This window comes from Chimaeribacter californicus (genome assembly GCF_002858675.1).
GTDB classification, from domain to species: Bacteria; Pseudomonadota; Gammaproteobacteria; order Enterobacterales; family Enterobacteriaceae; genus Chimaeribacter; species Chimaeribacter californicus.
The window spans coordinates 245357-269070 of record NZ_PJZF01000001.1 but is presented as its reverse complement, the minus strand read 5'-3'; the positions used below and the strand labels follow the sequence as shown (position 1 = coordinate 269070).

Genomic DNA, 23714 nt, shown 5'->3' with positions numbered 1-23714 from the left:
ATCATTTATCCGTGGGCTGTAAGCGCTGGATCCTGATAAATGATAATAATTATGCAATTTTATAGCGTTATAACGGCTTAGCAATGTCGATTTTTAGCTTATGAAAAACGGTTATTTGACTTAAGTCACAAAGTTACATTTTTAACGCCCTGTTTTTTAACAAAATTCATGAAGGGCGCCTCTCTTTACCTTATGCACCCTCAGGCAGGGCACCCTGCGGCCGCTCAAGCCCGTAACCGGTTTCCCGACGTGGAGCCGTTACGCCGGCCTACCCTACGCTGCTGTATCCTGCTTTGTACCTTTGGATTATGACAGTCTGATGAAAACACAGGAGTTTACCTGTGCCGGCCAGGCGGTTCCGGCAACGGCACGCTGCCACGGCCCCGGTGCAGCGGCTCCCCATGATAGTGCACCGTTTTTGCCTGAATTTTCGGCATCCGCTTATTCTGCGGACATCAACCTTTGAGCCTTTTCTATTTATTTATTACTTTTCATGTAGCAAATAAAACAACAGAGCGGGCTTGCTATAAAAAGAAAGGTGCCCGAACGGCGTCGCCTTTATATTAATTGTGCTATCGCACTTATACTATATCAGGTTAAACAAAGGATCAGATTAAATAGCTTTTTAGCAAAAACACAGACGTCATCCGGCTGAGTTTTTATTGCACATATGCCTCAGAATATATTGATAAGAAAAGTTGCAGCATCTGGAGGGCATTCCTCTGACCCACCGCCCTCCCATCCACTTGCCGCTGATGCGCAGCACAGGTGATTCAAGCCCCGCGAAGCAGCGTGCTGGGCAACAGACGCCTGATATCCCTACGGTTAGCAAGCCTTACGGGTAAATCCCCCTTTCTTCTGCCATAAAACCACACTTATTCTCATTAAACCCGCTAACTTAAACAAATTGATAACATTTGAGGGCATCTTAACGTCAGTTTTATTTTTCACGCCCGTTATTGTACCGGGCGACAGCAATTTCAGGCACGCCTGGATTATTTTGATGGCTCCTGAAAGGTTGCCGGTGTGGACAAATTAATGCGTCCGCCAATTTTGAGTGCGCAAAACGCCTGTGCCGATATATTTTCCGCCGAAATAGCCTGCTGTAAAATGCCGGGCGGCTCATCCAGGGATTCATCTGCTAATTCAAACACTCCCCAGTGAATCGGGATCGCGCGCCGGCAATTGAGTTGTTTAAACAATTGGGCTGATTGTTGGGGGTCCATATGTTGCGGCCCCATGAACCACCGTGGTGCATAGGCCCCGATCGGCAATGCCGCCAGATCAAACGGCCCGAGGCGCTCACCAATCTGATGCAGCAACGGCGTATACCCGCTGTCACCGGAGAAGTAGAGGCGCAGTGTCGGGTGGGTCATCACCCAGCCACACCACAGGCTGCGGTTACGATCCCACAGCGTACGCATACTCCAGTGCTGGGCCGGTACGCAGTGAAAATCCAGCCCGCTATGGTGCTGCACATCCCACCAGTCCAGTTCTTCCACATGGCGCGCGCCGCGCCGGGTCAGCCAGTTTTTCAGGCCCAAAGGCACGAGAAAGGTCACATCTGGAAAACGTTTAAGCAACTTTTTCACGGTTTGCTTGTCAAGATGATCATAGTGATTGTGCGAAAGCAGCACCACATCAATGGGCGGCAGTTGATCAATCTCTGCTGCAACCGGGGTTTTCCGCCGCGGGCCATAAAAAGAGAGGGGTGAAGCCCGCTCTGATAATGCCGGGTCTGTCAGGATGTAACGGCCCTGTACACGGAACAGCACGCAGGCGTGGCCCAGCCACCAGGCAGCGTCTTCACTGCCGCTGAAATCAGGTTGCTGCCACCAGTCGGCAATAAACCGGGCATAGCCCTGTTTTGGCGGCTTAGGCAGCCCCTGTTGCTTGCGCTCTTCCTGCCAGCGACGGAAATCACCTTCACCGCGCGCGTGTGCTTGCTGCGGATTACGGAACCCTTCAGGCGTGTGGTGGGCTTTGCTGGCATCGTAATAACGGTTTTTATGGGCCACAGCGGCGCTCCTTGGCAAAAAGACCCGCCAGGCGGGATGCAGGCAGCATGGCTGTTCAGCCGATGCCGGATAAAGGAATTGGTAACACAAGGGTGCCGTGAGGGCATCCGGTAAATATTATGGATTTGTTAATGGTCTGGTGCGTTTCCTGACACCGCCGGGCAAAACAGGGCCGTTGCTCTGTCTCATACCGAATGTTTGTAAGGAGTAATGATGAACCAGCAAGAAAAGTCTCCCCCTCGCCCGCGGGTAAGAGGGCAACGCTCACCGCTGGCGCGGCTGAGCAAAGGGCTTAAAGGCGGATGGCAGCGCAGCACCCTGCCCGCCCGTGGTATTAATGCGCTGAAAAAGGTCGCGAATGCGCTGGTGTTAGCCCTGATTATGGTCAGTGTGGTGGTGATTGATGTGGTTGCCACACTGATGCATGCCCTCTGCCGGTTGTTTGGCGGGCGCAGCATGCGTGACATCGGCCATCACGCCCCCTGAGTTACGGCAGTCAAAAACTGAGCCAGTAAAAAACCTGTCCAGTAAAAAGCCAGCCGTCAGGCTGGCTTTATTTATGTGTGGGCACTTCAGGCCGCAGCCATGCCGCACAACTTGCTGAGATTGCGTGCACCCGCCATCACGGTCGCCACATAGGACTGCCGCCGCGTCACCACTTCAACGGCCACCCGGGCCCCTTTGTAATTCACCAGATAAGTAGACGGCCAGCCCTGCCGGCGCCGTCCGTAGGCTTTTTCATGACTGTCGATAGCGGCATGCGCCACGACAAGATGGGAGAGATTTTTATCGCCTTTAATGATGCGCTTCATAATGGACTCCGCCTTAGACAATACTGTCACAATGAAGAAACATTAATCAGTTGAAAGGTCTGTCTTTTTTACTCACCCTATTTATATAGCTTAATTTCAGGCACCTTGCAGCATCGGCATCTGGCTCAGCAAAAAACACTCCATGGCCGCCCGCAATGGGCAGGTATTGTAGGCCAGCCACTCACCGGCCGGGGTAGTAATGCAGGCGATCCATTGCTGGCCGGGGTTATCGGCAGGGAAGCGCAGGTTGATGCGGTAATTACAGATGATCGGCCAGGCATCGGCCGGATTGTTGCAGTAATCCTTACCTTTCATCCCGCCATAGGGGTACCACTTGTCGGGGTTTTCGCCGGTAAGCTCAGCGATGGTGCGATTAATATCGCTGTCATGTTCTTCAGACCAGTCAATCATCGGGAAGCCTCACCCTGTCAGTTAGTGGCTTCAGCTTACGACGGCATTACGTCACTTTTATGACAGGCACAGCAGGGGAAAAGGCGGAGCAAAGGGCGGAACAGGCGGGGGTTGCCTGCTCCGCAGAGGGGTTAACGTTCCGGCACAAAACCTTTGAACTGGAGGATCTCCTCCTCCTGGGCGGCCGGCCCACGCGCTTCGCTGCCGCCGGCCAGCTGTGTCAGCAACTCGGTCTGACGGCGCTGCTGTTCTGCAATCTCTGTTAACAGCCGGATCTGCTCATTGGCCCTGACGCTGGCACGGTTTACCTTAAACCAGACCACCAGCAGCAGTAAGGCACTTAACAGTGATACCACCAGCGATACCACACCCGACGACCCTAGTAAAAAATCAAACATTGCCTGTCCTGCCAGCAAAAAAACCAGGCCTTATCCTACCACCCGGCGGGAGGCACTGAACAGCACTGCCCTACCAGGGAATAAAAGAGGTGACTGAACACATGCCGAGGGTGAAATTCCCCCCCTGATCGCAGTAACTGTTCAGGGCCAGCAGGTACAGGGCGATGCAGGCCGCCCCGATGACGACGACGGTTGCCAGCATTTTAAATTTCAAATTGATGTCCGCCCCCGCAGCCCCTGAGATAATGCATTATGCTACGCCCCCTACCTTAAACCAGGGTTTAACTGAACCCGCATCACCGCCGCCTTTTTCAGAGTGTTGCCCTTTTTTGCCGTATAGCCGGCCGGTAAAGTCGTGCCCGATGCCCACCGAGGGCACGGTCACCGGGAGAGACAACATGCGGTTTAAAGGGTTGGCATGCATCGCGCTGCTCTATGGGGTGTTTTTGTTTTCCGGCTACGGAGTACTGGCCGGCAGTGAGAAGAACGGTGCCGGGCTGGGCCTGCATTGCCGCTATCTCACGGCACGTGGGATGGTCAGCGCGCAATTCCTGCACTCTGACAGCGGTATTATTGGGGTAAGCCAGTGCCCGCTGCTGAAGAAAGCGGTGGACGTGGTGGAATAAGCGCGTAAAAAAACCCGCCTTGGCGGGTTTTTCTTATTCAGCGGCGGTGAACTTCAGGTCAATCAGCGCAATGGCTTTCTGAACCGCCCGTTTGGTTACCGCATCGGCCCCTGCCGGATGACGGTCAAAATCGATGCTTTTCAGCTGGTGTGACATTTTATCGCGCACCTCAGCCGGGGCGATGACGTCAATCACATCCAAAATCTGTTTAATCACCAGCTGGCAGGCGACCAGGTCGGAAACCAGCTCCTGATCCTGCGTCAATAGGTCTGACATGGTTTACCTCTGCTTAATCAATTGCTCTGTTTAACACGCGGTCTGCCGCGTTGCGGCGGCAAGCATACCATGCGCCTGCACCGGCCTGAAAACAGAAAACCCGCCGTAGCGGGTTTCCATAGACCATCAGTTATATGTGAGGATTAGTTCGCCACCGAAAGAACCAGCCACGCTACTGTGCACCAAAAAGCAACACAACCGGCCAAAACATACGACAAAGGTGATTGAATCATATAGTGCATAATGACCTCGCATCGACAACTGTGTTATGGAATTATCTCCCGGGAGATTAAGATTAATCTTACACCATAATCTTAAGTCTGGCGCTGATTTGCCGGATAATTGCTCTGATAGTCGTTGGCTATTTTCCGAAATGTTGGTCGTGTCACAAACCTGGCATCTTGCTGTGCATTTTTGCCTGCGTTGATGTCGCCGGGATAACAGCAATGAGCTGTTTTGGGGCAGTGCACTGCCGGTGGGCGGAACGTGCACTGCGCCGGGAAGGCGTTGAGCGGCTATGCTTGAGTGAGGGGAAGGTGTTGCCGGCCTGCCGGTGTTGACTAAAAGGATATCCTGAATGTATGCCCTGATTTTGTCGATTTGCTACCTGGGCGGTGGGTGTGATGACCTGGTGATTGATGCCTTTAATACAGAGCCGCAGTGCCTGGCAGCGATGGAGGAGCAGCGCCTGCGCCATGCCGCCTGCTACCCTATCGAGGATTTTATTGACGGTTACGGCGTGCCGGCAGAGGAGCATGCGGATTTTTAAGCGGGAGGCAAAGGCGGGAAATTTCCTGCCGGAGGGCGATAAAGGTTGCCTGACGATCCTCAGATGCTAGATTGATGATAATTTGCACATACCGGGGTGAAGTATGAAGTTCTCGGAACAAGAAATTCAACCGCTGTGGGATGAGGTGGCACGTATTATTGGCGAAGGCGTGATTACGTTACGGCATCAGGCACGCCCGCTGAGTACCGATGCGCTGATCGACCTGTTGGGGCAGCAGCTGCGTGCCACCCCGGATACGCAACGCCGTATCATGCTCGGGGCGGCCATCAATATGCTGAAAGACAAAAGCCGGGTCAATTAACGGCGCGGCACCGCACACCCCGGCACCGGCTTAGTCAGCAATCGTCAACTCTGCGGTTTTCAGGCATTTTTCCAGCACCACGTAATGCGGCCCCTCCAGAAAAAGATAGTCGTTGATGACCATCCAGCGCACCATGGCATCAAAATCATCCATCAATGCCCTGGCATCGGCCTCTTCCTGCGCAATGCGGCGGTTCTCGGCCCCCTGGCAGAAATAGTACTCATAGGCCGGTTCCGTCACGAAGATGCTGCTGGGCTCATCCTCTTTATTGCTCAACCGCTCAATATGCCAGTCACGCCGCGCCTCGCCCAATAACCCCTCTGCCAGCGCCCGGTTAAGCGTCTGTTGGGGGTTGAGATCTTGGGGTTGGGGTAACGCGGCCAGGGAAGCCTGGCGGATAACCTGGTACAACAGGGTAAAAGTGTTCATTGGCAATCAGACGCCCCTCTGTGAGCCGCGCCACCATGGCGGGCTTTCCGGACACGCAAACACACCATCAGTATCATGGCCCCTGCTTTTTAACATCCGGCCGGGGCGGCGGCAATCCCTGTTCAGGCGGGGGCGGGTCAGTCGCTGTCGTGCCGGTCGCGCTGGGCGAAAATAAACATTCGCTGTGCGACCTCATCTGCGCCTTTAATCATCGTAGTCTGCCGGGTATTGCCCTGGTTGACCGCCCGGTTAAACGCCAGTTCATGCGCCTGTTCAACCAGGGTAATGACTTTATCGCGGGTGGGTTTATCAACGGCACCGAGCAAGGTGGTTATGATCGCCTGGTAAGCGTGTGACGCATAGGTCAGGTTTTTTTCACGCTGTTCCAGCGCCTCAATGCGGGCTGTCAGTTCTTCAAGCGAAGCATGATTTTCCATGACACTCTCCCTCTGAAAGGTGTCATCACGCAAAGGCGTCGCCTGCGGGCACCACACCCGCAGGCCATAAAGCGCGATGACTGAATAAAGTCTAGCAGAGGAACCGCACACAGGCGGCTTAACGACGGGCAATGATCCAGATGGCGTGAATAATACCGGGGATGTAACCCAACAGTGTCAACAGGATGTTCAGCCAGAACGCCCCACCGAAACCGACCTGCATAAAGACACCCAGCGGCGGCAGAATAATGGCAATAATGATACGAATCAGGTCCATATAGTCTCTCCTTTTTATCGTCAGCTCTATTAACTTTAGACGATTATACTGAGTGTTCAAGTCTATACAGAATTTTACAAACCCTTTCAGCGTTACTGCACAGGGTTATGCGCCAGGCAACCGGGCGCCCTGCGCCCGTGCCCGGGCCTGTCTCATCAGCGTTTCTCGTCCCGCTGATCGATGTCATCGGCATCCTGATGGGCGGGGATAATGTTGTGCTGGTGGAACGCCACTTCTTCGCCCTGCTTCAGTTCCCAGTGATCAAAAGGAATGTCTGCCGAAGGCGATACCACGACCACGTTGCCGATCAGCCTGTCGCCTTCACGGCGGGCCAGCATCACATCCAGCAGGTAGACGTGATCCAGCCCATGGGTCTCCAGCCGCACAATATCACCCACAACGACCCGGTGGGTGCCCGCTGGGCGTGGGGTAGAAAACTGCACATCCGTCCTCATCATCTTTCTCCTTTTTTATGGGTAACTTCATAAGGATAGATGATCTTTTTCCGGCTTGCCGCCCAATCTTCCGTGGCCGCTAGCCGGCAGAAACAGCCGGCAATGGCATCAGCGGTAGAGAATCGCTTGTGAGATCCACTGGTTGGGTACCTGCGTCGGTTCCACATTGGAGACAAAATAGTAATGCGCGCCGACGGCATCCGCTTTTTTCTGAATCAGTTCTGCGGCATTCATCGGGTTGCCGTATACCGTGACCGACGCGGTGCCTACCTGCGTCAGGTTGGTGGTTTGATCACGGCGGATCTCCTGGGCATGCGCCCCCGGTGACAGCGTACCCATCGGGGCGCGTTCAGTCAGGCTGCAGGCGTTCAGGCTGAGCACCAGCAGGGTGGACAGGCTTATTTTCAACAACGTCATGATGTTATTCCATTAAGGGAAAAGGTTGCCCAGCATACCGCCCTGGGCTAACGGTCCGCCAGCCTCTTTCGCCCCGGCCGCTTTCTTCGCCGCTGTCACGTGTAACGTAAATAAAAGCTAAACAAAAACGTCATAATAATTGAGATACCCCTCATAAAATGCTGACCTGAGTGGTTTCCCCCTCCCCGCGCCGTGTACTATCACTTTTAATTGCAAATAATTGCCCTTTTTCTTCTTTTACGGCTCTTTTGGCCCCCAGTGAATATGAGGATATGCCCTGTGGCAACCAGTTTCCCTGCGTTGTTTTCCCTGTTGCTGTTTGCAGTGTCGATTACGATCTGCCTGCGTAAAGGCATTACCAACCTCTTCTGGCTGATTTCCCTGCTGGCGACTTCGCTGGTGTTCATTTTGCTGAACCTGCTTTACTACGCCAGCAACTATTTTACCGGTAACGGCATCAATGATTCAGTGCTGTACACCCTGACCAGCAATCTGGAAGGCGCGGGGATGGCCAAATACCTGCTGCCGGGGCTGGCGCTGCTGGGCGGGCTGGTGCTGCTGTTCTGCGGGGTAGCGTGGGTGCTGCTGCGCGCACGGCGGTTAAAAAACCGCCCGGTCTATAGCCTGACCGCCTTCGCCCTGATCAGCGCCTCGCTGGTCATTACCCCGGCCACTGGGGAAATTTACACCATGATCAAATCGCGGCACGCCAATAAAGGCGAAGAGTTTTATACCTACTATAAAATCCCGTCCCGGCTGATCGGCGGGAAAAAGCGCAACCTGGTCTACATTTACGCGGAAAGTTTTGAGCGTACCTATTTTGATGAGCAGGAATTCCCCGGCCTGACGCCGGATCTCGCCGCCGTCAAACAGCAGGCGCTGGATTTCAGCCAGACCCGCCAACTGCCCGGCACAGAATATACCATCGCCGGCATGGTGGCCTCACAGTGCGGCATCCCGCTGTTTGCCCCGTTTGACGGCAACGCCGCCGGGTCGGTGGATGGCTTCTACCCCGGCAAAATCTGCCTCGGCGATATTCTGAAAGCCTCCGGCTACGCCCTCTCCTTCTATCAGGGGGCCGACCTGGCGTTCGCCGGCAAGGGGCAGTTCCTGAAGTCGCACGGTTTTGATCAGGTTTACGGCCGCAAGGAGCTGCAACCACAGCTTCAGGACCCCACCTACGTGAATGACTGGGGGCTGTATGACGACACGCTGCTGGATCAGGCCTATGCCCGGTTTGAAACGCTGTCGGAACAGGGGAAGCCGTTTGCCCTGTTTACGCTGACAGTGGATACCCACCACCCGGACGGCTATGTGTCGCGCAGTTGCCAAAAAAACCGCTATACGACCGGCGGTAAAGAGAATAAGTCCCTGAGCGCCATCCTGTGCAATCAGGAGACGGTGGCGAACTTTATCCGTCGCATCCAGCAGTCGCCTTACTATAAAGACACGGTGATCGTGGTCTCCTCCGATCATCTGGCGATGAACAACACCGCCTGGAACCAGCTCACGCGCCATGACCGTAAAGACCTGTTCTTTATCCTTGACGGCAGCGGCGCACAGCATGGGCTGAACGACCAGCCGCGCAGCACGCTGGACAACGGCGCCACGGTGCTGGATCTGCTGGGCGGCGATAATTTCATCGGCCTGGGCCGCAGCACGCTGTCCAACGCCTCACTGGCCGCCACCACCCCGGATCTGGCGGCTAAAATCACCGCCTGGGTACCGGCGCTGATTGAACTGTGGGGCGTACCAAAACGCATCACCGCCTACCAGGTGGATCTCAACACCCAGCGTTTCTCCTTCTCCGGCAGCACCTTTACCTATCCGCTGATTCTGAAGATCGGCAATCAAAAAATTGAGCCGAAATTTGAGACCTACCTGCTGGCGCCGCTCAACCAGCAGTTAGCGGGCTTCCGACCGGGCGATCTGTTTGTCTGGGTCGATGCCTGTGACCGTATCAGCCACATCTGGCCCGGCACCCCACCCTCCGGCCTCTGCCTCGCCTCCGGCAAACTGGGGTCACGCCCGGACATCCGGCAAATCACCGGGCCGGTTTACCAGGGCACGGTGCGTTTCCCGCTGGATAAACACAGCGAAGCCCTCTACCGGCAGACCGTGGCGCAGCTGCAACAGGCCACCGCCCCGGCGGAAAAAGGGTAAAAAAAACGGGAGCCAGAAGGCTCCCGTTTCGCAGGCGTGATGACGATTACATGTTGCTGATGATGTCGTCGCCGAACTCGCTGCATTTACGCAGGGTGGCGCCTTCCATCAGGCGTTCGAAATCGTAGGTCACGGTTTTGGCAGCAATCGCGCCTTCCATGCCTTTCACAATCAGGTCTGCGGCTTCGAACCACTGCATGTGGCGCAGCATCATCTCAGCAGAGAGGATAACCGACCCCGGGTTAACCTTGTCCTGGCCGGCATACTTCGGCGCGGTACCGTGGGTCGCTTCAAACAGCGCGCATTCGTCACCGATGTTGGCACCCGGTGCGATGCCGATCCCGCCAACCTGTGCGGCCAGCGCATCAGAGATGTAGTCACCGTTCAGGTTCATACAGGCGATCACGTCATACTCGGCCGGGCGCAGCAGGATCTGCTGCAGGAAGGCGTCAGCGATCACGTCTTTAATGACGATCTCTTTGCCGGTGTTCGGGTTCTTGATTTTCACCCATGGGCCGCCGTCAATCAGTTCACCGCCGAACTCGTCGCGGGCCAGCTGGTAGCCCCAGTCCTTGAAGGCACCTTCGGTGAATTTCATGATGTTGCCTTTGTGCACCAGGGTCAGGGAGTCGCGGTCGTTGGTGATCGCATACTCGATGGCCGCACGCACCAGGCGTTTGGTGCCCTCTTCGGAACACGGCTTAATACCGATGCCGCACTGCTCTGGGAAACGGATCTTCTTCACACCCATTTCGTTCTGCAGGAAGTTGATCACCTTGTCTGCTTCCGCAGAGCCGGCTTTCCACTCGATGCCCGCATAGATGTCTTCGGAGTTCTCACGGAAAATCACCATGTCGGTGTCTTCCGGGCGTTTCACCGGGCTTGGGGTGCCCTGATAGTAACGCACCGGACGCAGGCAGATGTAGAGATCAAGCTGTTGGCGCAGGGCAACGTTCAGGGAGCGGATACCGCCACCGACCGGGGTGGTCAGCGGGCCTTTGATGGCCACACGGTATTCACGGATCAGGTCAAGGGTCTCTTCCGGCAACCAGACATCTTTGCCGTACAGTTCAGTAGATTTCTCGCCGGTGTAAATTTCCATCCAGGAAATTTTACGCTCACCCTTGTAAGCTTTCTCAACCGCTGCATCCACAACCTTGATCATGGCGGGGGTAACATCGACGCCGATACCGTCACCTTCGATGAACGGGATGATCGGGTTATGCGGAACAACCAGTTTACCCTGAGCATCGACCGTAATTTTATTACCTTCCGCCGGAACAACTACTTTGCTTTCCATTAACCTCTCCTTCAAAGCGCACTTTGTTAATGATTTGTAAGATGCGTGTCAATACTACTTGAATATTCACCCCGCGCCAATCTGAAACCGTTATCGGCTATAATGCGCCTATTGTGGCCAACGTTAAAGAACATGAAAAAATTCCCTGTTAAAAATCACCACGTTAAACGATTCAGCCCGCCTGCGGCCGCCCGTCCTGAGAAACCCGCCGGCCCGCGGCGCATTGTGTTGTTTAACAAACCCTTCGATGTGCTGCCGCAATTTACCGATGAAGCCGGGCGCGCCACACTGAAAGATTTCATTCCGTTGTCAGGCGTTTATGCTGCCGGGCGGCTGGATCGCGACAGCGAGGGGCTGATGGTGCTGACCAATGACGGCAAATTACAGGCACAGCTCACACAACCGGGCAAACGTACCGGGAAAATCTACTATGTTCAGGTAGAGGGTGAGCCGGATGAGGCAGCGCTGGCGGCGCTGCGCCACGGCGTGACGCTGAAAGACGGCCCGACCCTGCCGGCCGGGGTGGAGCGGGTCACGGAGCCGGGCTGGCTCTGGCCGCGTAACCCGCCGATCCGCGAGCGCAAGGCGATCCCGACCGCCTGGCTGAAAGTGACGCTCTACGAAGGGCGCAACCGGCAGGTACGCCGGATGACGGCCCACATCGGCTTCCCGACCCTGCGGCTTATCCGCTATGCGATGGGCAGCGCGACCCTGGGGACGCTGGCCCCCGGTGAATGGCGGGAAGTGCCGCACCTCTAGTTCCGTTTCATCTGTCCAAGGAGAGTCTATGTTCAAACCCCATGTCACCGTGGCCTGCGTGGTACACGCCCAGGGCAAATTCCTGGTGGTTGAGGAAACCATCCGCGGCAAAGCGCTGTGGAACCAACCGGCCGGGCATCTGGAAGCGGACGAAACGCTGGTGCAGGCGGCAGAGCGTGAACTCTATGAAGAGACCGGCCTGCGTGCGCAGGTGCAGCATTTCCTGCGGCTGCACCAGTGGATCGCGCCGGACAACACGCCGTTCCTGCGCTTCTGCTTTGCGCTCGACCTGCCCGCCCCGCTGCCCACCGCCCCGCAGGACAGCGACATCGACCGCTGCCTCTGGCTCCCGGCAGAGGAGATTCTTCAGGCGCCCAACCTGCGCTCGCCGCTGGTGGCCGAGAGCCTGCGCTGCTGGCAGCAACCGGCGCGCTACCCGCTCTCCATGCTGGCGGCGTTCAACTGGCCGTTCCCGGCCTAGACAATTTGTGTGATTGTCGCATTCGGCGGTGCAGCAGCCCCGGCAACGTGGTAAAATCCGGCGCTCATTTTTAACAGGCATGGCCGGCCTGCCCCGCAGCCCCGCCATGCCGTGCGGCACGCGCGCCCTGCGCCTGCCGCCTGGTATACAGGCTCGTGAGATTCCCATGTCAGATAACAGTCAGAAAAAAGTAATCGTCGGTATGTCCGGCGGCGTCGATTCCTCGGTTTCCGCTTACCTGTTGCAGCAACAGGGCTATCAGGTGGCCGGGCTGTTTATGAAGAACTGGGAAGAGGACGACAACGAAGAGTACTGCACCGCCGCCACCGACCTGGCGGACGCGCAAGCCGTGTGTGACAAGCTCGGCATTGAGCTGCACACCGTGAACTTTGCCGCCGAATACTGGGATAACGTGTTCGAGCTGTTCCTGGAAGAGTACAAGGCCGGGCGCACGCCCAACCCCGATATCCTCTGCAACAAAGAGATCAAATTCAAAGCCTTCCTGGAATTCGCCGCCGAGGATCTGGGCGCGGACTACATCGCCACCGGCCACTATGTGCGCCGCCAGGATGTGGACGGCGTGAGCCGCCTGCTGCGCGGCATCGACGGCAACAAAGACCAGAGTTACTTCCTCTACACCCTGAGCCACGAGCAGATTGCCCAGAGCCTGTTCCCGGTGGGTGAGCTGGAGAAGCCGGAAGTGCGCCGCATCGCGGAAGAGCTGGATCTGATCACCGCGAAGAAGAAAGACTCCACCGGCATCTGTTTTATCGGTGAGCGCAAATTCCGTGACTTCCTCGGCCGCTACCTGCCGGCCCAGCCGGGCCGCATCGTCAGCGCTGACGGCGTTGACATGGGGCAGCATCAGGGGCTGATGTACCACACCCTCGGCCAGCGCAAGGGGCTCGGCATCGGCGGCGTCAAAGACGGCGGCGAAGATCCGTGGTACGTGGTGGATAAGGATGTAGAAAACAACATCCTGGTGGTGGCGCAGGGCCATGAGCACCCGCGCCTGATGTCCACCGGCCTGATTGCCCAGCAGTTGCACTGGGTTGACCGCCGGCCGTTGACCACCCCGCTGCGTTGCACGGTGAAAACCCGCTACCGCCAGCAGGATATCCCCTGCCTGGTGACGCCGCTGGACGAGGAGCGCATTGAGGTGCGTTTTGATGAGCCGGTGGCGGCCGTGACGCCGGGCCAGTCCGCCGTGTTCTATCTGGATGACGTCTGCCTCGGCGGCGGCATCATCGAACAACGTATTCAGGGGTAACCGTGGCAAAAAATTACCATGACATCACGCTGGCGCTGGCCGGGATCTGCCAGTCGGCGCGGCTGGTGCAGCAACTGGCCCAGGACGGCCAGTGCAACCGTGACGCGCTGGCGGTGTCGCTGAAAAGCGTGCTGGAGACCAACCCCGCCTCCACGCTGGCGGTGTTCGGCAATGACCCCAGTAACCTGATGCTGGGGCTGGAGACGCTGATGGGCGTGCTGAATGCCAACCGTCAGGGCCCCGGCGCAGAGCTGACCCGCTACACCCTGAGCCTGATGGTGCTGGAGCGCAAGCTCAGCGCCAGCAACGGCGCGCTGGCGACCCTGTCTGAGCGCATCAGCCAGCTTGAGCGCCAGCTGGTGCATTTTGATTTGGAATCCGACACGCTGATGAGCGCCATGGCCGCCATCTATGTGGACGTGGTCAGCCCGCTCGGGCCGCGTATTCAGGTCACCGGTAATCCCTCTATTTTGCAAAACCCGGCCACGCAGGCGCGGGTACGTGCGGCCCTGCTGGGCGGCATCCGTGCCGCGGTGCTGTGGCAACAGGTCGGCGGCGGCCGTCTGCAACTGATGTTTTCGCGTAACCGCCTGTTTGAACATGCTAAAAAGATTCTCGCCCAATGTTAACTAACACATCCCTGGAGTTGCTACCGATGGAATTATCCTCACTGACCGCCGTTTCCCCCGTTGATGGACGCTACGGTGATAAAGTCAGCGCGTTACGCGCTATTTTCAGCGAATTTGGTTTGCTGAAATTCCGCGTGCAGGTTGAAGTACGTTGGCTGCAAAAACTGGCCTCCTGCACCGGCATCGCAGAAGTTCCTGCATTTGATGCCGACGCAAACGCTTTCCTTGATGAGATCGTCGCCAATTTCAGCGAGCAGGATGCACAACGCATCAAAGAGATCGAAAAAACCACCAACCATGACGTCAAGGCGGTGGAGTATTTCCTGAAAGAGAAAGTGGCGGCCGTCCCGGCTCTGCATGCGGTGTCTGAATTTATCCACTTCGCCTGTACCTCCGAAGACATCAACAACCTCTCCCACGCGCTGATGCTGAGCACCGCACGTGAAGAGGTTGTGCTGCCTTACTGGCGTAAGCTGATTGACGCGCTGAAGGCGCTGGCCCATGAGTACCGCGACATCCCGCTGCTCTCCCGTACCCATGGCCAGCCGGCGACCCCGTCCACACTGGGCAAAGAGTTCGCCAACGTCGCCTACCGCATGGAACGCCAGTACCGCCAGCTGGCACAGGTGGAGATCCTCGGCAAAATCAACGGCGCGGTCGGCAACTACAACGCCCACCTGGCCGCCTACCCGGACGTGGACTGGCACCAGTTCAGCGAAGAGTTTGTGACGTCGCTCGGCGTGACCTGGAACCCCTACACCACCCAGATCGAGCCGCATGACTACATCGCCGAGCTGTTCGACGCCATTGCGCGCTTCAACACCATCCTGATCGATTTCGACCGCGACATGTGGGGTTACATCGCCCTTAACCACTTCAAGCAGAAAACCATCGCCGGGGAGATCGGCTCCTCCACCATGCCGCACAAGGTGAACCCGATTGACTTCGAAAACTCCGAAGGCAACCTCGGCCTGGCGAATGCCGTGCTGGGCCACCTGGCCAGCAAACTGCCGGTTTCCCGCTGGCAGCGTGACCTCACCGACTCCACCGTGCTGCGTAACCTCGGCGTGGGCGTGGGCTATGCGGTGATCGCCTATCAGGCCAGCCTGAAAGGCATCAGCAAGCTGGAAGTGAACGAAGCCAACCTCGCTTATGAACTCGACCATAACTGGGAAGTGCTGGCTGAGCCGATCCAGACGGTGATGCGCCGCTACGGCATTGAAAAGCCGTATGAGAAGCTGAAAGAGCTGACCCGCGGCAAGCGCGTGGATGCCGCCGGGATGCAGGCGTTTATCGATGGCCTGGCGCTGCCGGAAGAAGAGAAAACCCGCCTGAAAGCCATGACGCCGGGTAACTACCTTGGCCGCGCAGTGCAGATGGTGGATGACCTGAACCCGCAGGTCAACAACCTGAAATAATACCCACCGGGCGGCGGCCCCCGCCGCCCGTTTTCCCTCTGCCCGCCCTGCCCCGTTTATTTTCCGTTTACCCGGTTATCCCGGCGGTTTACCTGTGGTTTACCCTGCGCAGGGATAATAGGCGCATCCGGGCGCCCGGCCGCGATAAAAGTCACAGGCAAAAACGGCGGTTCCTGCCATAATGGCGGGCTGCGCCTGACCGGGCCGCGCCCCGGCAACCCACTCATGGCAGCATTTCAGAGGATACAGGTATGCGCGTTTTGGTCGTGGAAGATAATGCCCTGCTGCGCCATCATCTGGCGGTTCAGATGCGGGAAATGGGGCATCAGGTGGATGCCGCCGAAGATGCCAAAGAGGCCGATTACTTTTTGCATGAACATGCGCCGGATATCGCGATTGTGGATCTCGGCCTGCCGGGCGAGGATGGGCTGAGCCTGATCCAACGCTGGCGCAGCCACCAGACCACGCTGCCGATCCTGGTACTGACCGCGCGTGAAAGCTGGCAGGACAAGGTGGCGGTACTGGAAGCCGGCGCGGATGACTACGTCACCAAACCCTTCCACCTGGAAGAGGTCATCGCGCGCATGCAGGCGCTGATGCGCCGCAACAGCGGGCTGGCCTCACAGATTATCAGCCTGCCGCCGTTCCAGATTGACCTGTCGCGCCGGGAGCTCAGCATCCATGACCAGCTGATCAAGCTCACCGCCTTTGAGTACACCATTATCGAAACGCTGATCCGCAATGCCGGTAAAGTCGTCAGCAAAGATGCGCTGATGCTGCAACTCTACCCGGATGCCGAACTGCGCGAGAGCCACACCATCGATGTGCTGATGGGCCGCCTGCGCAAAAAAATGCAGGCCGGTTACCCGCACGAGGTGATCACCACGGTGCGCGGCCAGGGCTACCGCTTTGATGTGGGCTGACCGGCACCATGCCTGAGGCCTTACCGTGATGACCCGCCGCGCCCCCTTTTCGCTGCGCGCCCGTTTTCTGCTGGCTACCGCGGCGGTGGTGCTGGCGCTGTCATTGGCTTACGGGCTGGTGGCGGTGGTCGGCTATATCGTCAGCTTTGATAAAACCGCCTATACCCTGCTGCGCGGCGAAAGCAACCTGTTCTTCAGCCTGGCGCAGTGGCGCGAAAAGCAGCTGACCATTGCCGTACCGCCGGATCTGGAACTCAACTCCCCGACGCTGGTGCTGATTTATGATGACCACGGCACGCTGCTGTGGCACCAGCGCGCGGTGCCGGGGCTGGAGTCCCGCATCCCGCGTGAGTGGCTGCGCAAGGGCGGCTTCTATGAGCTGGATGCCGACCCGCACCTCAGCAGCACCGTGGTCGGCAATAATCCCCATGCTCAGCGCCAGTTGAAAGGGTATGAAGAGGATGAACCCTCCCTGACCCACTCGGTGGTGGTAAATAAGTATGCCGCCACTGCCCGCCTGCCGCCGCTGAGCATCGTGGTGATCGACACCATCCCCCAGGAGTTGCAGCGCAGCGATCTGGTCTGGCAGTGGTTCAGCTATGTGCTGCTCGCCAACCTGCTGCTGGTGATCCCGTTGCTGTGGCTGGCGGCGCACTGGAGCCTGCGGCCGATCAAGGCGCTGGCGCAGCAGATAGGCGAACTGGAGAAGCGTGAGCGGGAGGTGCTGGAGGTGAACCCGCCGCAGGAGTTGCGCAGCCTGGTGCGTAACCTCAACCTGCTGCTGAACAATGAGCGCGGGCGCTCCCTGCGTTACCGCACCACCCTTGCTGACCTGACCCACAGCCTGAAAACCCCGCTGGCGGTGTTGCAGTCTACCCTGCGAGCGCTGCGCGGCGGCAAGCAACTCACCATTGAGCAGGCTGAGCCGGTGATGCTGGAGCAGATCAGCCGCATCTCCCAGCAAATCGGCTACTACCTGCACCGCGCCAGCCTGGATTCAGAGAAAAACGTGCTGACCCGCGAAATCCACTCCGTCTCCGCGCTGCTCGACAGCCTCTGTTCCGCGCTCAACAAGGTCTACCAGCGTAAGGGCGTGGTGCTGACGCTGGAGATCCCGCCGGAACTGACGTTTATGGGCGATAAAAATGACTTTATGGAAGTGATGGGAAATCTGCTCGACAACGCCTGCAAATATTCGCTGGAGTTTATTGAGGTCAGCACCCTTCCGGCGGAAAACCAGCTGGTGCTGGTGGTGGACGATGACGGCCCCGGCATTCCGCCCGCCAAACGTGAACTGATTTTCCAGCGCGGCCAGCGGGCGGACACCCTGCGCCCCGGTCAGGGCATCGGGCTGGCGGTGGCCAGTGAGATCATCGCCCGCTATCAGGGCAGCATCACCCTCAGCGACAGTCCACTGGGCGGCGCCCGGATGCAGGTGACCTTTGGCCGCCAGAATGAGGCTGGGGAATAAATACCCGGCCGGTGGCTTTTGCACAGGGAAATGCACGCGCCGCGCCCGCCATCCGTTATACTCGCTGCTAGTCTCCCCCGAATAGTGGAATACAAAATGGATTACCAACTTGACCTCGACTGGCCTGACTTCCTGCAACGTTACTGGCAAAAGCGCCCGGTTATCCTGAAGCGTGGCTTCAAGAACTTTATTGACCCGATCTCCCCCGATGAACTGGCCGGGCTGGCGATGGAAAATGAGGTCGACAGCCGGCTGGTCAGCCATGACGAAGGCAAATGGCAGGTCGGCCATGGGCCGTTCACCAGCTTTGATCATCTGGGTGAGACGAACTGGTCCCTGCTGGTGCAGGCAGTTGACCACTGGCATGAGCCGTCTGCGGCGCTGATGCGCCCGTTCCGCCACATCCCGGACTGGCGCATGGATGACCTGATGATCTCCTTCTCCGTGCCGGGCGGCGGCGTTGGCCCGCATCTCGACCAGTACGACGTGTTTATCATCCAGGGTACCGGCCGCCGCCGCTGGCGGGTGGGTGAAAAAGTGGCGATGAAGCAGCACTGCCCGCACCCGGATCTGCTCCAGGTTGAGCCGTTCGACGCCATCATTGATGAAGAGATGGAGCCGGGTGACATCCTCTACATTCCGCCGGGCTTCCCGCACGAAGGCTATTCGCTGGAGAATGCGCTGAACTACTCCGTGGGCTTTCGTGCGCCGAACGGCCGGGAACTGGTGAGCGGTTTCGCGGATTATGTGTTGTCCCGCGAGCTGGGCAGCAAGCGTTACAGCGACCCGGATCTGCCGGCGCGTGAGCAGCATGCGGACATCCTGCCGCAGGAGCTGGATGGCCTGCGCGGTATGATGCTGGAGTTGTTGCAGCAGCCGGAGCACTTTGAAGGCTGGTTCGGGGAGTTTATTTCCCAGTCACGCCATGAGCTGGATCTGGCCCCGCCGGAACCGCCGTACCAGGCCGGTGAGATTTATGAGCTGATGCAGGGCGGTGAAGTGCTGCAACGCGTTGGCGGTCTGCGGGTGCTGCGGATTGGCGATCGCTGCTTTGTGAACGGTGAGCGTATGGAAACCGAGCATGCGGCGGCAGCGAACGCGCTGTGCCAGCACTTTACGCTGGATGCGTCACACTTCGGTGATGCACTGGATGACCCGTCCTTCCTGGCGCTGCTGGCCGCGCTGGTCAACAGCGGATACTGGTACTTTAAAGACTGATTGTTAGTCTGATGTCTCGCCGATGGGTGGGAAAGGCCGGGCAGCGCAGGCTGCCCGGCTTTTTTATGCGTTTTTTCAAGCAGTTCTGGCGCGCTGGGCGGTCAGCGCGGCGATGCGGGTGATCACCGCCACCGATTTTTCCATCCCTTCCAGCGTCGCGAACTCATGTTTGCCGTGGTAGTTGTAGCCGCCGGTGAAGATGTTCGGGCAGGGCAGCCCCATAAAGGAGAGCTGTGCGCCGTCGGTACCGCCACGGATCGGTTTCATCACCGGTTCGATGTCGTTATCTTTCATTGCCTGCGCGGCAATTTCGATAATGTGCGGGTGTTTCGCCACCTCTTCGCGCATGTTGTAGTAGCTGTCCTCCAGCGTCACCTCAATGTAGCAATCCGGGTGCAGCCCCTCGCCCACCTGTTCCGCCACGCTTATCAGCTGCTGTTTACGCGCCTCGAATTTCTCGCGGTCAAAATCACGGATGATGTAGTGCATCTCGGCCCGGTCTACGCTGCCCTTCATGCTGTTCAGGTGGAAAAAGCCCTCATAACCGGCGGTGTGCTCCGGCGTCTCTGCAGACGGCAGCGCCTGATGGATGCGGGTCGCCAGTGACAGGGCGTTCACCATCACCCCTTTGGCGGTGCCGGGGTGTACGTTATTGCCGACGATTTTTATCGTGGCCGAGGCGGCGTTGAAATTCTCATACTCCAGCTCGCCCACGCCGCCGCCGTCCACGGTGTAGGCCCATTCGGCCCCAAAGGCCTTCACATCAAAGACGTGCGGCCCCTTGCCCACTTCCTCATCCGGCGTAAAGGCCACCCGGATCTCGCCATGGGGAATGTCACCCTGTTTCAGCCGGGCCATCGCCGTCATGATTTCGGCGATGCCGGCTTTGTCATCCGCGCCGAGCAGCGTTTTGCCGTCGGTGGTGATCAGCGTCTGCCCCAGCAGCTGGTGCAGCACCGGGAACATCACCGGCGACAGCACCTCCTCACCGCTGCCCAGCGCCACGTCGCCGCCGCGGTAGTTCTCCACAATCTGCGGGTTCACATTTTTCGCGGTAAAGTCCGGCGAGGTATCCAGATGCGAAATAAAGCCAATCACCGGCACCGGCCAGTCCACATTGGCCGGCAGGGTCGCCATCACGCAGCCGTGCTCGCTCAGGGTAATCGCCTCTAACCCCAGTGCGGCCAGCTCCTCCTGCAACGCATGGGCCAGCTTCCACTGCCCCTCGGTGCTGGGCACCTGACGGACATTTACCTTTGACTGGGTATCGATAGAAACGTAATGCAGAAAACGATCGAGTAAGTTATCCATAGTCTATCCTCTGAGAGCCGCGGGCCATTATGCGCAGCCTGATGGGGGGAGTGTATTGCGTCAGGTCAGTTTTCATCTTTGTTAACCTTAGCGTTTATTTGCCCTGATTGGGCGGCTTACGCGCCATTTGCCGGGTTTTTCCCCGCTCAGGCCGCGTAAGCATTGGTGATACCGGCAGTTTCACGTAGAATTCCCCCCCTCCGAGATCAGACTCACTGTATGAGACGATAGCCTGCTGCACGCTGCCGGACCGGCAACCTGAGCACAAGAAAAGAGTGCCCCGATAAATGACTGAAAACCTGTCTCCGACCCCCCTGGTCACCCTGAGCGGACTACATAAAGCCTTTGACGGCAAAACCATTATCCGCGATCTCAACCTGACCATTAACCATGGCGAATTCCTGACCCTGCTCGGCCCTTCCGGCTGCGGCAAAACCACGGTATTGCGCCTGATTGCCGGCCTGGAAGAGACCGACAGCGGCACCATCACCCTGGACGGCCAGGATGTGACGGCAGTACCGGCCGAACACCGCCACGTCAATACCGTTTTCCAGAGTTACGCGCTGTTCCCGCACATGAGCGTGTTCGAGAATGTGGCCTTTGGCCTGCGGATGCAAAAGACGCCGGAGGCGGAGATCGTCGCCCGGGTCACGGATGTGCTGCGGATGGTGCAACTGGACGACTTCGCCCAGCGCCGCCCGCACCAGCTTTCCGGCGGCCAGCAACAGCGGGTGGCGATCGCGCGCGCCGTGGTGAACCGCCCACGGGTGCTGCTGCTGGATGAGTCACTCTCCGCGCTGGACTACAAGCTGCGTAAACAGATGCAGAACGAACTCAAGGCGCTGCAGCGCAAGCTCGGCATCACCTTTGTGTTCGTCACCCACGACCAGGAAGAGGCGCTGACCATGTCTGACCGCATCGTGGTGATGCGCGACGGGCGGATCGAACAGGACGGCACCCCGCGCCAGATTTACGAGGAGCCGGAGAACCTGTTTGTCGCCAGCTTTATCGGGGAAATCAACATCTTTGAGGCGGAGGTGATCCACCGTCTGGATGAGCAGCGCGTGCGCGCCTGGGTGGAGGGTCGCGAGTGTGACATCACCGTGAACCACCTGGCGGTGACGCCGGGGCAGCGGCTGAAGGTGCTGCTGCGCCCGGAGGATCTCAAAGTCCGGGAGATTAACGAGGGTGACGCCGCCGAGGGCTTTATCGGCCATGTGCGGGAGCGCAACTACAAGGGCATGACGCTGGAATCCACGGTGGAACTCACCAGCGGCAAGCTGGTGATGGTCAGTGAGTTCTTCAACGAGGATGACCCGGATGTGGATCACTCGCTCGATCAGACCGTGGCGGTGACCTGGATCGAAAGCTGGGAGGTGGTGCTCGCCGATGAACAGCTCACGTAAGCTTTTTCAGCGCGGGGTGATTATGCTGGTGGTGGCCTGGCTGACGCTGTTTGTCTTCCTGCCGAACCTGATGATCATCGGCACCAGTTTCCTGACCCGCGACAACGACAGCCTGGTGCGGATGATCTTCTCGCTGGACAACTACCGCCGGCTGCTGGACCCGCTGTACGCCGATGTGCTGCTGCACTCGCTGAATATGGCGCTGATTGCCACCCTCTGCTGTTTGCTGATTGGTTACCCGTTCGCCTTTATCCTGGCGCGGCTGCCCGCCCGCGTGCGGCCGCTGCTGCTGTTCCTGCTGATTGTGCCGTTCTGGACGAATTCACTGATCCGCGTTTATGGCCTGAAGATTTTCCTCAGCACCCGCGGCTACCTCAATGAGTGGCTGATGGCAGCTGGGCTGATTGATACCCCGCTGCGCATTATGTACACGCCGCAGGCGGTGATCCTGGGGCTTATCTACATCCTGCTGCCGTTTATGGTGATGCCGCTCTACGCCAGCATTGAAAAGCTTGATAAAGCCTACCTGGAAGCGGCACGTGACCTGGGCGCGGGCAAGATCCAGACCTTCGTGCGCATCATTTTACCGCTGACCATGCCGGGCATCATTGCCGGCAGCCTGCTGGTGATGCTGCCGGCGATGGGGCTGTTTTATATTGCGGATCTGATGGGCGGCGCGAAAAACCTGCTGATCGGCAATGTGATCAAGAGCCAGTTCCTGAATATCCGTGACTGGCCGTTCGGCGCGGCCACCAGCATCTGCCTGACGCTGCTGATGGGCCTGATGCTGCTGGTTTATTACAAAGTAGCGAAGGCGCTGAACAAAAAAGGGGAGCTGGAATGATCGGACGCGGGCTGCGCGGCGGCTTTATGGCGCTGGTTTACGCTTACTTTTACATCCCTATTATTATTCTGATCGTGAATTCGTTTAACAGTTCACGTTTTGGTTTCAACTGGCAGGGTTTTACCACCCGCTGGTACAGCACCCTGATGAATAACGACAGCCTGATCGAGGCGGCACGCCACTCCGTGACCATGGGCGTGCTCTCGGCAACCTTTGCGACGCTGATCGGCGCGCTGACGGCGGTGGCGCTCTACCGTTACCGGTTCCGAGGCAAGCCGTTTGTCAGCGGCATGCTGTTTGTGGTGATGATGTCGCCGGACATCGTGATGGCGATTTCGCTGCTGGTGCTGTTTATGCTGGTGGGCATCTCGCTCGGCTTCTGGTCACTGCTGTTTTCTCATATCACCTTCTGCCTGCCGTTTGTGGTGGTGACCGTCTATTCACGGCTGAAAGGGTTTGATGTGCGGATGCTGGAGGCCGCGCGCGATCTGGGTGCCGGTGAGTTAACCATTCTGCGCAAAATCATCCTGCCGCTGGCAATGCCCGCCGTGGCCGCCGGCTGGTTGCTGAGCTTTACGCTCTCGATGGATGATGTGGTGGTGTCGTCGTTTGTCACCGGGCCGGATTACGAGATTCTGCCGCTGAAGATCTACTCGATGGTCAAAGTCGGGGTGTCGCCGGAGATCAATGCGCTGGCCACCCTGCTGCTGGCGTTGTCACTGGTGCTGGTGCTCGCCAGCCAGTGGCTGCTGCGTGACCGGTCGCCCCGTCAGGGCTAGCAACCGGTTGCTTCCTTTCATACCGGGCGCTCCTTATACTGGGCGCCTGGCTTTTTAATGGACACCGATACGTCCGGATGGTGAGATACCCTCCC

The 23714-nt window shown here is 58.0% G+C and carries 29 protein-coding genes; 16 read left to right on the top strand and 13 right to left on the bottom strand.

All coding sequences use genetic code 11. The annotated features are described in order from the left end of the window. Positions 1–995: 995 nt before the first annotated feature. Positions 996–2018, bottom strand: coding sequence for an MBL fold metallo-hydrolase (locus CYR55_RS01250; protein ID WP_101814347.1), 1023 nt, complete (start codon positions 2016–2018; stop codon positions 996–998). 213 nt (positions 2019–2231) lie between these two features. On the opposite strand from CYR55_RS01250, the gene CYR55_RS01245 reads away from it, so the two are divergent. Further along, positions 2232–2504, top strand: coding sequence for a hypothetical protein (locus CYR55_RS01245; RefSeq protein ID WP_101814346.1), 273 nt, complete (start codon positions 2232–2234; stop codon positions 2502–2504). An 86-nt stretch (positions 2505–2590) separates the two neighbouring features. On the opposite strand, the gene CYR55_RS01240 is transcribed toward CYR55_RS01245, so the two are convergent. The 4 genes from CYR55_RS01240 to mgrB all read right to left on the bottom strand — a co-directional run bounded on the left by CYR55_RS01240 (position 2591) and on the right by mgrB (position 3841). Beyond that, on the bottom strand, positions 2591–2830 hold the full coding sequence (locus tag CYR55_RS01240; RefSeq protein WP_072925267.1) for a DUF4060 family protein: 240 nt from the start codon (positions 2828–2830) through the stop codon (positions 2591–2593). A 96-nt stretch (positions 2831–2926) separates the two neighbouring features. Then, the gene (locus CYR55_RS01235) at positions 2927–3241 is read right to left on the bottom strand and encodes a phage protein NinX family protein (RefSeq protein WP_101814345.1); all 315 of its coding nucleotides are present in this window, start codon (positions 3239–3241) and stop codon (positions 2927–2929) included. Between the two features lie 131 nt (positions 3242–3372). After that, the gene (locus tag CYR55_RS01230) at positions 3373–3639 is read right to left on the bottom strand and encodes a YebO family protein (RefSeq protein ID WP_101814344.1); all 267 of its coding nucleotides are present in this window, start codon (positions 3637–3639) and stop codon (positions 3373–3375) included. 70 nt (positions 3640–3709) lie between these two features. Further along, on the bottom strand, positions 3710–3841 hold the full coding sequence (mgrB, locus tag CYR55_RS01225; protein ID WP_101814668.1) for a PhoP/PhoQ regulatory lipoprotein MgrB: 132 nt from the start codon (positions 3839–3841) through the stop codon (positions 3710–3712). 196 nt (positions 3842–4037) lie between these two features. On the opposite strand from mgrB, the gene CYR55_RS01220 reads away from it, so the two are divergent. Next, complete coding sequence (locus tag CYR55_RS01220) at positions 4038–4265, top strand: YobH family protein (protein ID WP_101814343.1); 228 nt, start codon at positions 4038–4040, stop codon at positions 4263–4265. A 33-nt stretch (positions 4266–4298) separates the two neighbouring features. Here the strand turns inward: CYR55_RS01220 and CYR55_RS01215 are convergent, their stop codons facing one another. Next, positions 4299–4541, bottom strand: a complete 243-nt coding sequence (locus CYR55_RS01215; protein ID WP_072925280.1) for a DUF2766 family protein — start codon at positions 4539–4541, stop codon at positions 4299–4301. Between the two features lie 577 nt (positions 4542–5118). Here CYR55_RS01215 and CYR55_RS01210 point away from each other — a divergent pair. Both CYR55_RS01210 and CYR55_RS01205 read left to right on the top strand, forming a co-directional pair. After that, complete coding sequence (locus CYR55_RS01210; protein WP_101814342.1) at positions 5119–5310, top strand: YdfD/YebW family protein; 192 nt, start codon at positions 5119–5121, stop codon at positions 5308–5310. 103 nt (positions 5311–5413) lie between these two features. Continuing rightward, on the top strand, positions 5414–5632 hold the full coding sequence (locus CYR55_RS01205; RefSeq protein WP_101814341.1) for a hypothetical protein: 219 nt from the start codon (positions 5414–5416) through the stop codon (positions 5630–5632). Between the two features lie 30 nt (positions 5633–5662). Here the strand turns inward: CYR55_RS01205 and CYR55_RS01200 are convergent, their stop codons facing one another. The 5 genes from CYR55_RS01200 to bsmA form a co-directional block, all read right to left on the bottom strand. Continuing rightward, the gene (locus CYR55_RS01200; protein ID WP_101814340.1) at positions 5663–6061 is read right to left on the bottom strand and encodes a hypothetical protein; all 399 of its coding nucleotides are present in this window, start codon (positions 6059–6061) and stop codon (positions 5663–5665) included. Positions 6062–6198: 137 nt separating this feature from the next. Continuing rightward, a complete protein-coding gene (locus tag CYR55_RS01195) occupies positions 6199–6498 on the bottom strand; it encodes a hypothetical protein (protein ID WP_101814339.1) in 300 nt (99 codons plus the stop codon). A gap of 118 nt (positions 6499–6616) precedes the next feature. Next, positions 6617–6775 carry a YqaE/Pmp3 family membrane protein gene (locus CYR55_RS01190; RefSeq protein WP_072925292.1) on the bottom strand — a complete coding sequence of 53 codons (159 nt, stop codon included), beginning with the start codon at positions 6773–6775 and terminating at the stop codon, positions 6617–6619. 155 nt (positions 6776–6930) lie between these two features. Continuing rightward, complete coding sequence (locus CYR55_RS01185; RefSeq protein ID WP_241522053.1) at positions 6931–7233, bottom strand: hypothetical protein; 303 nt, start codon at positions 7231–7233, stop codon at positions 6931–6933. A gap of 105 nt (positions 7234–7338) precedes the next feature. Beyond that, the gene (gene bsmA, locus CYR55_RS01180) at positions 7339–7647 is read right to left on the bottom strand and encodes a biofilm peroxide resistance protein BsmA (RefSeq protein ID WP_101814337.1); all 309 of its coding nucleotides are present in this window, start codon (positions 7645–7647) and stop codon (positions 7339–7341) included. Positions 7648–7926: 279 nt separating this feature from the next. Between bsmA and opgB the strand changes: the two genes are divergently transcribed. Further along, entirely contained in the window at positions 7927–9810 is a 1884-nt protein-coding gene (opgB, locus tag CYR55_RS01175) for a phosphatidylglycerol--membrane-oligosaccharide glycerophosphotransferase (RefSeq protein ID WP_165699502.1), read from the top strand. A gap of 46 nt (positions 9811–9856) precedes the next feature. Here the strand turns inward: opgB and icd are convergent, their stop codons facing one another. Then, positions 9857–11110 carry an NADP-dependent isocitrate dehydrogenase gene (icd, locus tag CYR55_RS01170; protein ID WP_101814335.1) on the bottom strand — a complete coding sequence of 418 codons (1254 nt, stop codon included), beginning with the start codon at positions 11108–11110 and terminating at the stop codon, positions 9857–9859. A gap of 132 nt (positions 11111–11242) precedes the next feature. On the opposite strand from icd, the gene rluE reads away from it, so the two are divergent. From rluE to CYR55_RS01130, 8 genes are all read left to right on the top strand, one after another. Beyond that, entirely contained in the window at positions 11243–11869 is a 627-nt protein-coding gene (gene rluE / locus CYR55_RS01165) for a 23S rRNA pseudouridine(2457) synthase RluE (protein ID WP_101814334.1), read from the top strand. Between the two features lie 28 nt (positions 11870–11897). Then, positions 11898–12350: an NUDIX hydrolase gene (locus CYR55_RS01160; RefSeq protein WP_101814333.1), complete on the top strand. Its 453-nt coding sequence runs from the start codon at positions 11898–11900 to the stop codon at positions 12348–12350. A 166-nt stretch (positions 12351–12516) separates the two neighbouring features. Then, the gene (mnmA, locus tag CYR55_RS01155; protein WP_101814667.1) at positions 12517–13620 is read left to right on the top strand and encodes a tRNA 2-thiouridine(34) synthase MnmA; all 1104 of its coding nucleotides are present in this window, start codon (positions 12517–12519) and stop codon (positions 13618–13620) included. 2 nt (positions 13621–13622) lie between these two features. Beyond that, a complete protein-coding gene (gene hflD, locus CYR55_RS01150; RefSeq protein WP_101814332.1) occupies positions 13623–14249 on the top strand; it encodes a high frequency lysogenization protein HflD in 627 nt (208 codons plus the stop codon). Between the two features lie 26 nt (positions 14250–14275). Further along, complete coding sequence (gene purB, locus CYR55_RS01145; RefSeq protein ID WP_101814331.1) at positions 14276–15667, top strand: adenylosuccinate lyase; 1392 nt, start codon at positions 14276–14278, stop codon at positions 15665–15667. Between the two features lie 251 nt (positions 15668–15918). Then, complete coding sequence (gene phoP / locus CYR55_RS01140; RefSeq protein WP_101814330.1) at positions 15919–16590, top strand: two-component system response regulator PhoP; 672 nt, start codon at positions 15919–15921, stop codon at positions 16588–16590. A 28-nt stretch (positions 16591–16618) separates the two neighbouring features. After that, on the top strand, positions 16619–18061 hold the full coding sequence (gene phoQ, locus CYR55_RS01135) for a two-component system sensor histidine kinase PhoQ (RefSeq protein WP_101814329.1): 1443 nt from the start codon (positions 16619–16621) through the stop codon (positions 18059–18061). Between the two features lie 96 nt (positions 18062–18157). Beyond that, the gene (locus CYR55_RS01130) at positions 18158–19279 is read left to right on the top strand and encodes a ribosomal protein uL16 3-hydroxylase (protein ID WP_101814328.1); all 1122 of its coding nucleotides are present in this window, start codon (positions 18158–18160) and stop codon (positions 19277–19279) included. Between the two features lie 75 nt (positions 19280–19354). Here CYR55_RS01130 and pepT read toward each other — a convergent pair whose 3' ends face one another. Beyond that, positions 19355–20590, bottom strand: a complete 1236-nt coding sequence (gene pepT, locus CYR55_RS01125; protein ID WP_101814327.1) for a peptidase T — start codon at positions 20588–20590, stop codon at positions 19355–19357. A gap of 287 nt (positions 20591–20877) precedes the next feature. On the opposite strand from pepT, the gene potA reads away from it, so the two are divergent. The 3 genes from potA to potC are packed head-to-tail and all read left to right on the top strand — an operon-like array spanning position 20878 to position 23619. Next, entirely contained in the window at positions 20878–21996 is a 1119-nt protein-coding gene (gene potA / locus CYR55_RS01120) for a spermidine/putrescine ABC transporter ATP-binding protein PotA (RefSeq protein WP_101814326.1), read from the top strand. After that, a complete protein-coding gene (potB, locus tag CYR55_RS01115; protein WP_101814325.1) occupies positions 21980–22840 on the top strand; it encodes a spermidine/putrescine ABC transporter permease PotB in 861 nt (286 codons plus the stop codon). Before potA ends, potB begins: the two co-directional genes overlap by 17 nt. Next, complete coding sequence (potC, locus tag CYR55_RS01110) at positions 22837–23619, top strand: spermidine/putrescine ABC transporter permease PotC (RefSeq protein ID WP_101814324.1); 783 nt, start codon at positions 22837–22839, stop codon at positions 23617–23619. The genes potB and potC overlap by 4 nt, the downstream gene beginning before the upstream one ends. The last annotated feature ends 95 nt before the right edge of the window (positions 23620–23714 follow it).

Coding starts and splice junctions, on each gene's coding strand:
- pepT (WP_101814327.1), bottom strand. CDS start 20,590: ATGGATAACTTACTCGATCGTTTTCTGCATTACGTTTCTATCGATACC.
- CYR55_RS01240 (WP_072925267.1), bottom strand. CDS start 2,830: ATGAAGCGCATCATTAAAGGCGATAAAAATCTCTCCCATCTTGTCGTG.
- mnmA (WP_101814667.1), top strand. CDS start 12,517: ATGTCAGATAACAGTCAGAAAAAAGTAATCGTCGGTATGTCCGGCGGC.
- CYR55_RS01235 (WP_101814345.1), bottom strand. CDS start 3,241: ATGATTGACTGGTCTGAAGAACATGACAGCGATATTAATCGCACCATC.
- CYR55_RS01195 (WP_101814339.1), bottom strand. CDS start 6,498: ATGGAAAATCATGCTTCGCTTGAAGAACTGACAGCCCGCATTGAGGCG.
- CYR55_RS01230 (WP_101814344.1), bottom strand. CDS start 3,639: ATGTTTGATTTTTTACTAGGGTCGTCGGGTGTGGTATCGCTGGTGGTA.
- CYR55_RS01210 (WP_101814342.1), top strand. CDS start 5,119: ATGTATGCCCTGATTTTGTCGATTTGCTACCTGGGCGGTGGGTGTGAT.
- CYR55_RS01130 (WP_101814328.1), top strand. CDS start 18,158: ATGGATTACCAACTTGACCTCGACTGGCCTGACTTCCTGCAACGTTAC.
- mgrB (WP_101814668.1), bottom strand. CDS start 3,841: ATGCTGGCAACCGTCGTCGTCATCGGGGCGGCCTGCATCGCCCTGTAC.
- CYR55_RS01245 (WP_101814346.1), top strand. CDS start 2,232: ATGAACCAGCAAGAAAAGTCTCCCCCTCGCCCGCGGGTAAGAGGGCAA.
- CYR55_RS01220 (WP_101814343.1), top strand. CDS start 4,038: ATGCGGTTTAAAGGGTTGGCATGCATCGCGCTGCTCTATGGGGTGTTT.
- CYR55_RS01160 (WP_101814333.1), top strand. CDS start 11,898: ATGTTCAAACCCCATGTCACCGTGGCCTGCGTGGTACACGCCCAGGGC.
- potA (WP_101814326.1), top strand. CDS start 20,878: ATGACTGAAAACCTGTCTCCGACCCCCCTGGTCACCCTGAGCGGACTA.
- CYR55_RS01185 (WP_241522053.1), bottom strand. CDS start 7,233: ATGATGAGGACGGATGTGCAGTTTTCTACCCCACGCCCAGCGGGCACC.
- phoP (WP_101814330.1), top strand. CDS start 15,919: ATGCGCGTTTTGGTCGTGGAAGATAATGCCCTGCTGCGCCATCATCTG.
- bsmA (WP_101814337.1), bottom strand. CDS start 7,647: ATGACGTTGTTGAAAATAAGCCTGTCCACCCTGCTGGTGCTCAGCCTG.
- CYR55_RS01200 (WP_101814340.1), bottom strand. CDS start 6,061: ATGAACACTTTTACCCTGTTGTACCAGGTTATCCGCCAGGCTTCCCTG.
- phoQ (WP_101814329.1), top strand. CDS start 16,619: ATGACCCGCCGCGCCCCCTTTTCGCTGCGCGCCCGTTTTCTGCTGGCT.
- icd (WP_101814335.1), bottom strand. CDS start 11,110: ATGGAAAGCAAAGTAGTTGTTCCGGCGGAAGGTAATAAAATTACGGTC.
- CYR55_RS01205 (WP_101814341.1), top strand. CDS start 5,414: ATGAAGTTCTCGGAACAAGAAATTCAACCGCTGTGGGATGAGGTGGCA.
- potB (WP_101814325.1), top strand. CDS start 21,980: ATGAACAGCTCACGTAAGCTTTTTCAGCGCGGGGTGATTATGCTGGTG.
- purB (WP_101814331.1), top strand. CDS start 14,276: ATGGAATTATCCTCACTGACCGCCGTTTCCCCCGTTGATGGACGCTAC.
- potC (WP_101814324.1), top strand. CDS start 22,837: ATGATCGGACGCGGGCTGCGCGGCGGCTTTATGGCGCTGGTTTACGCT.
- rluE (WP_101814334.1), top strand. CDS start 11,243: ATGAAAAAATTCCCTGTTAAAAATCACCACGTTAAACGATTCAGCCCG.
- CYR55_RS01215 (WP_072925280.1), bottom strand. CDS start 4,541: ATGTCAGACCTATTGACGCAGGATCAGGAGCTGGTTTCCGACCTGGTC.
- CYR55_RS01190 (WP_072925292.1), bottom strand. CDS start 6,775: ATGGACCTGATTCGTATCATTATTGCCATTATTCTGCCGCCGCTGGGT.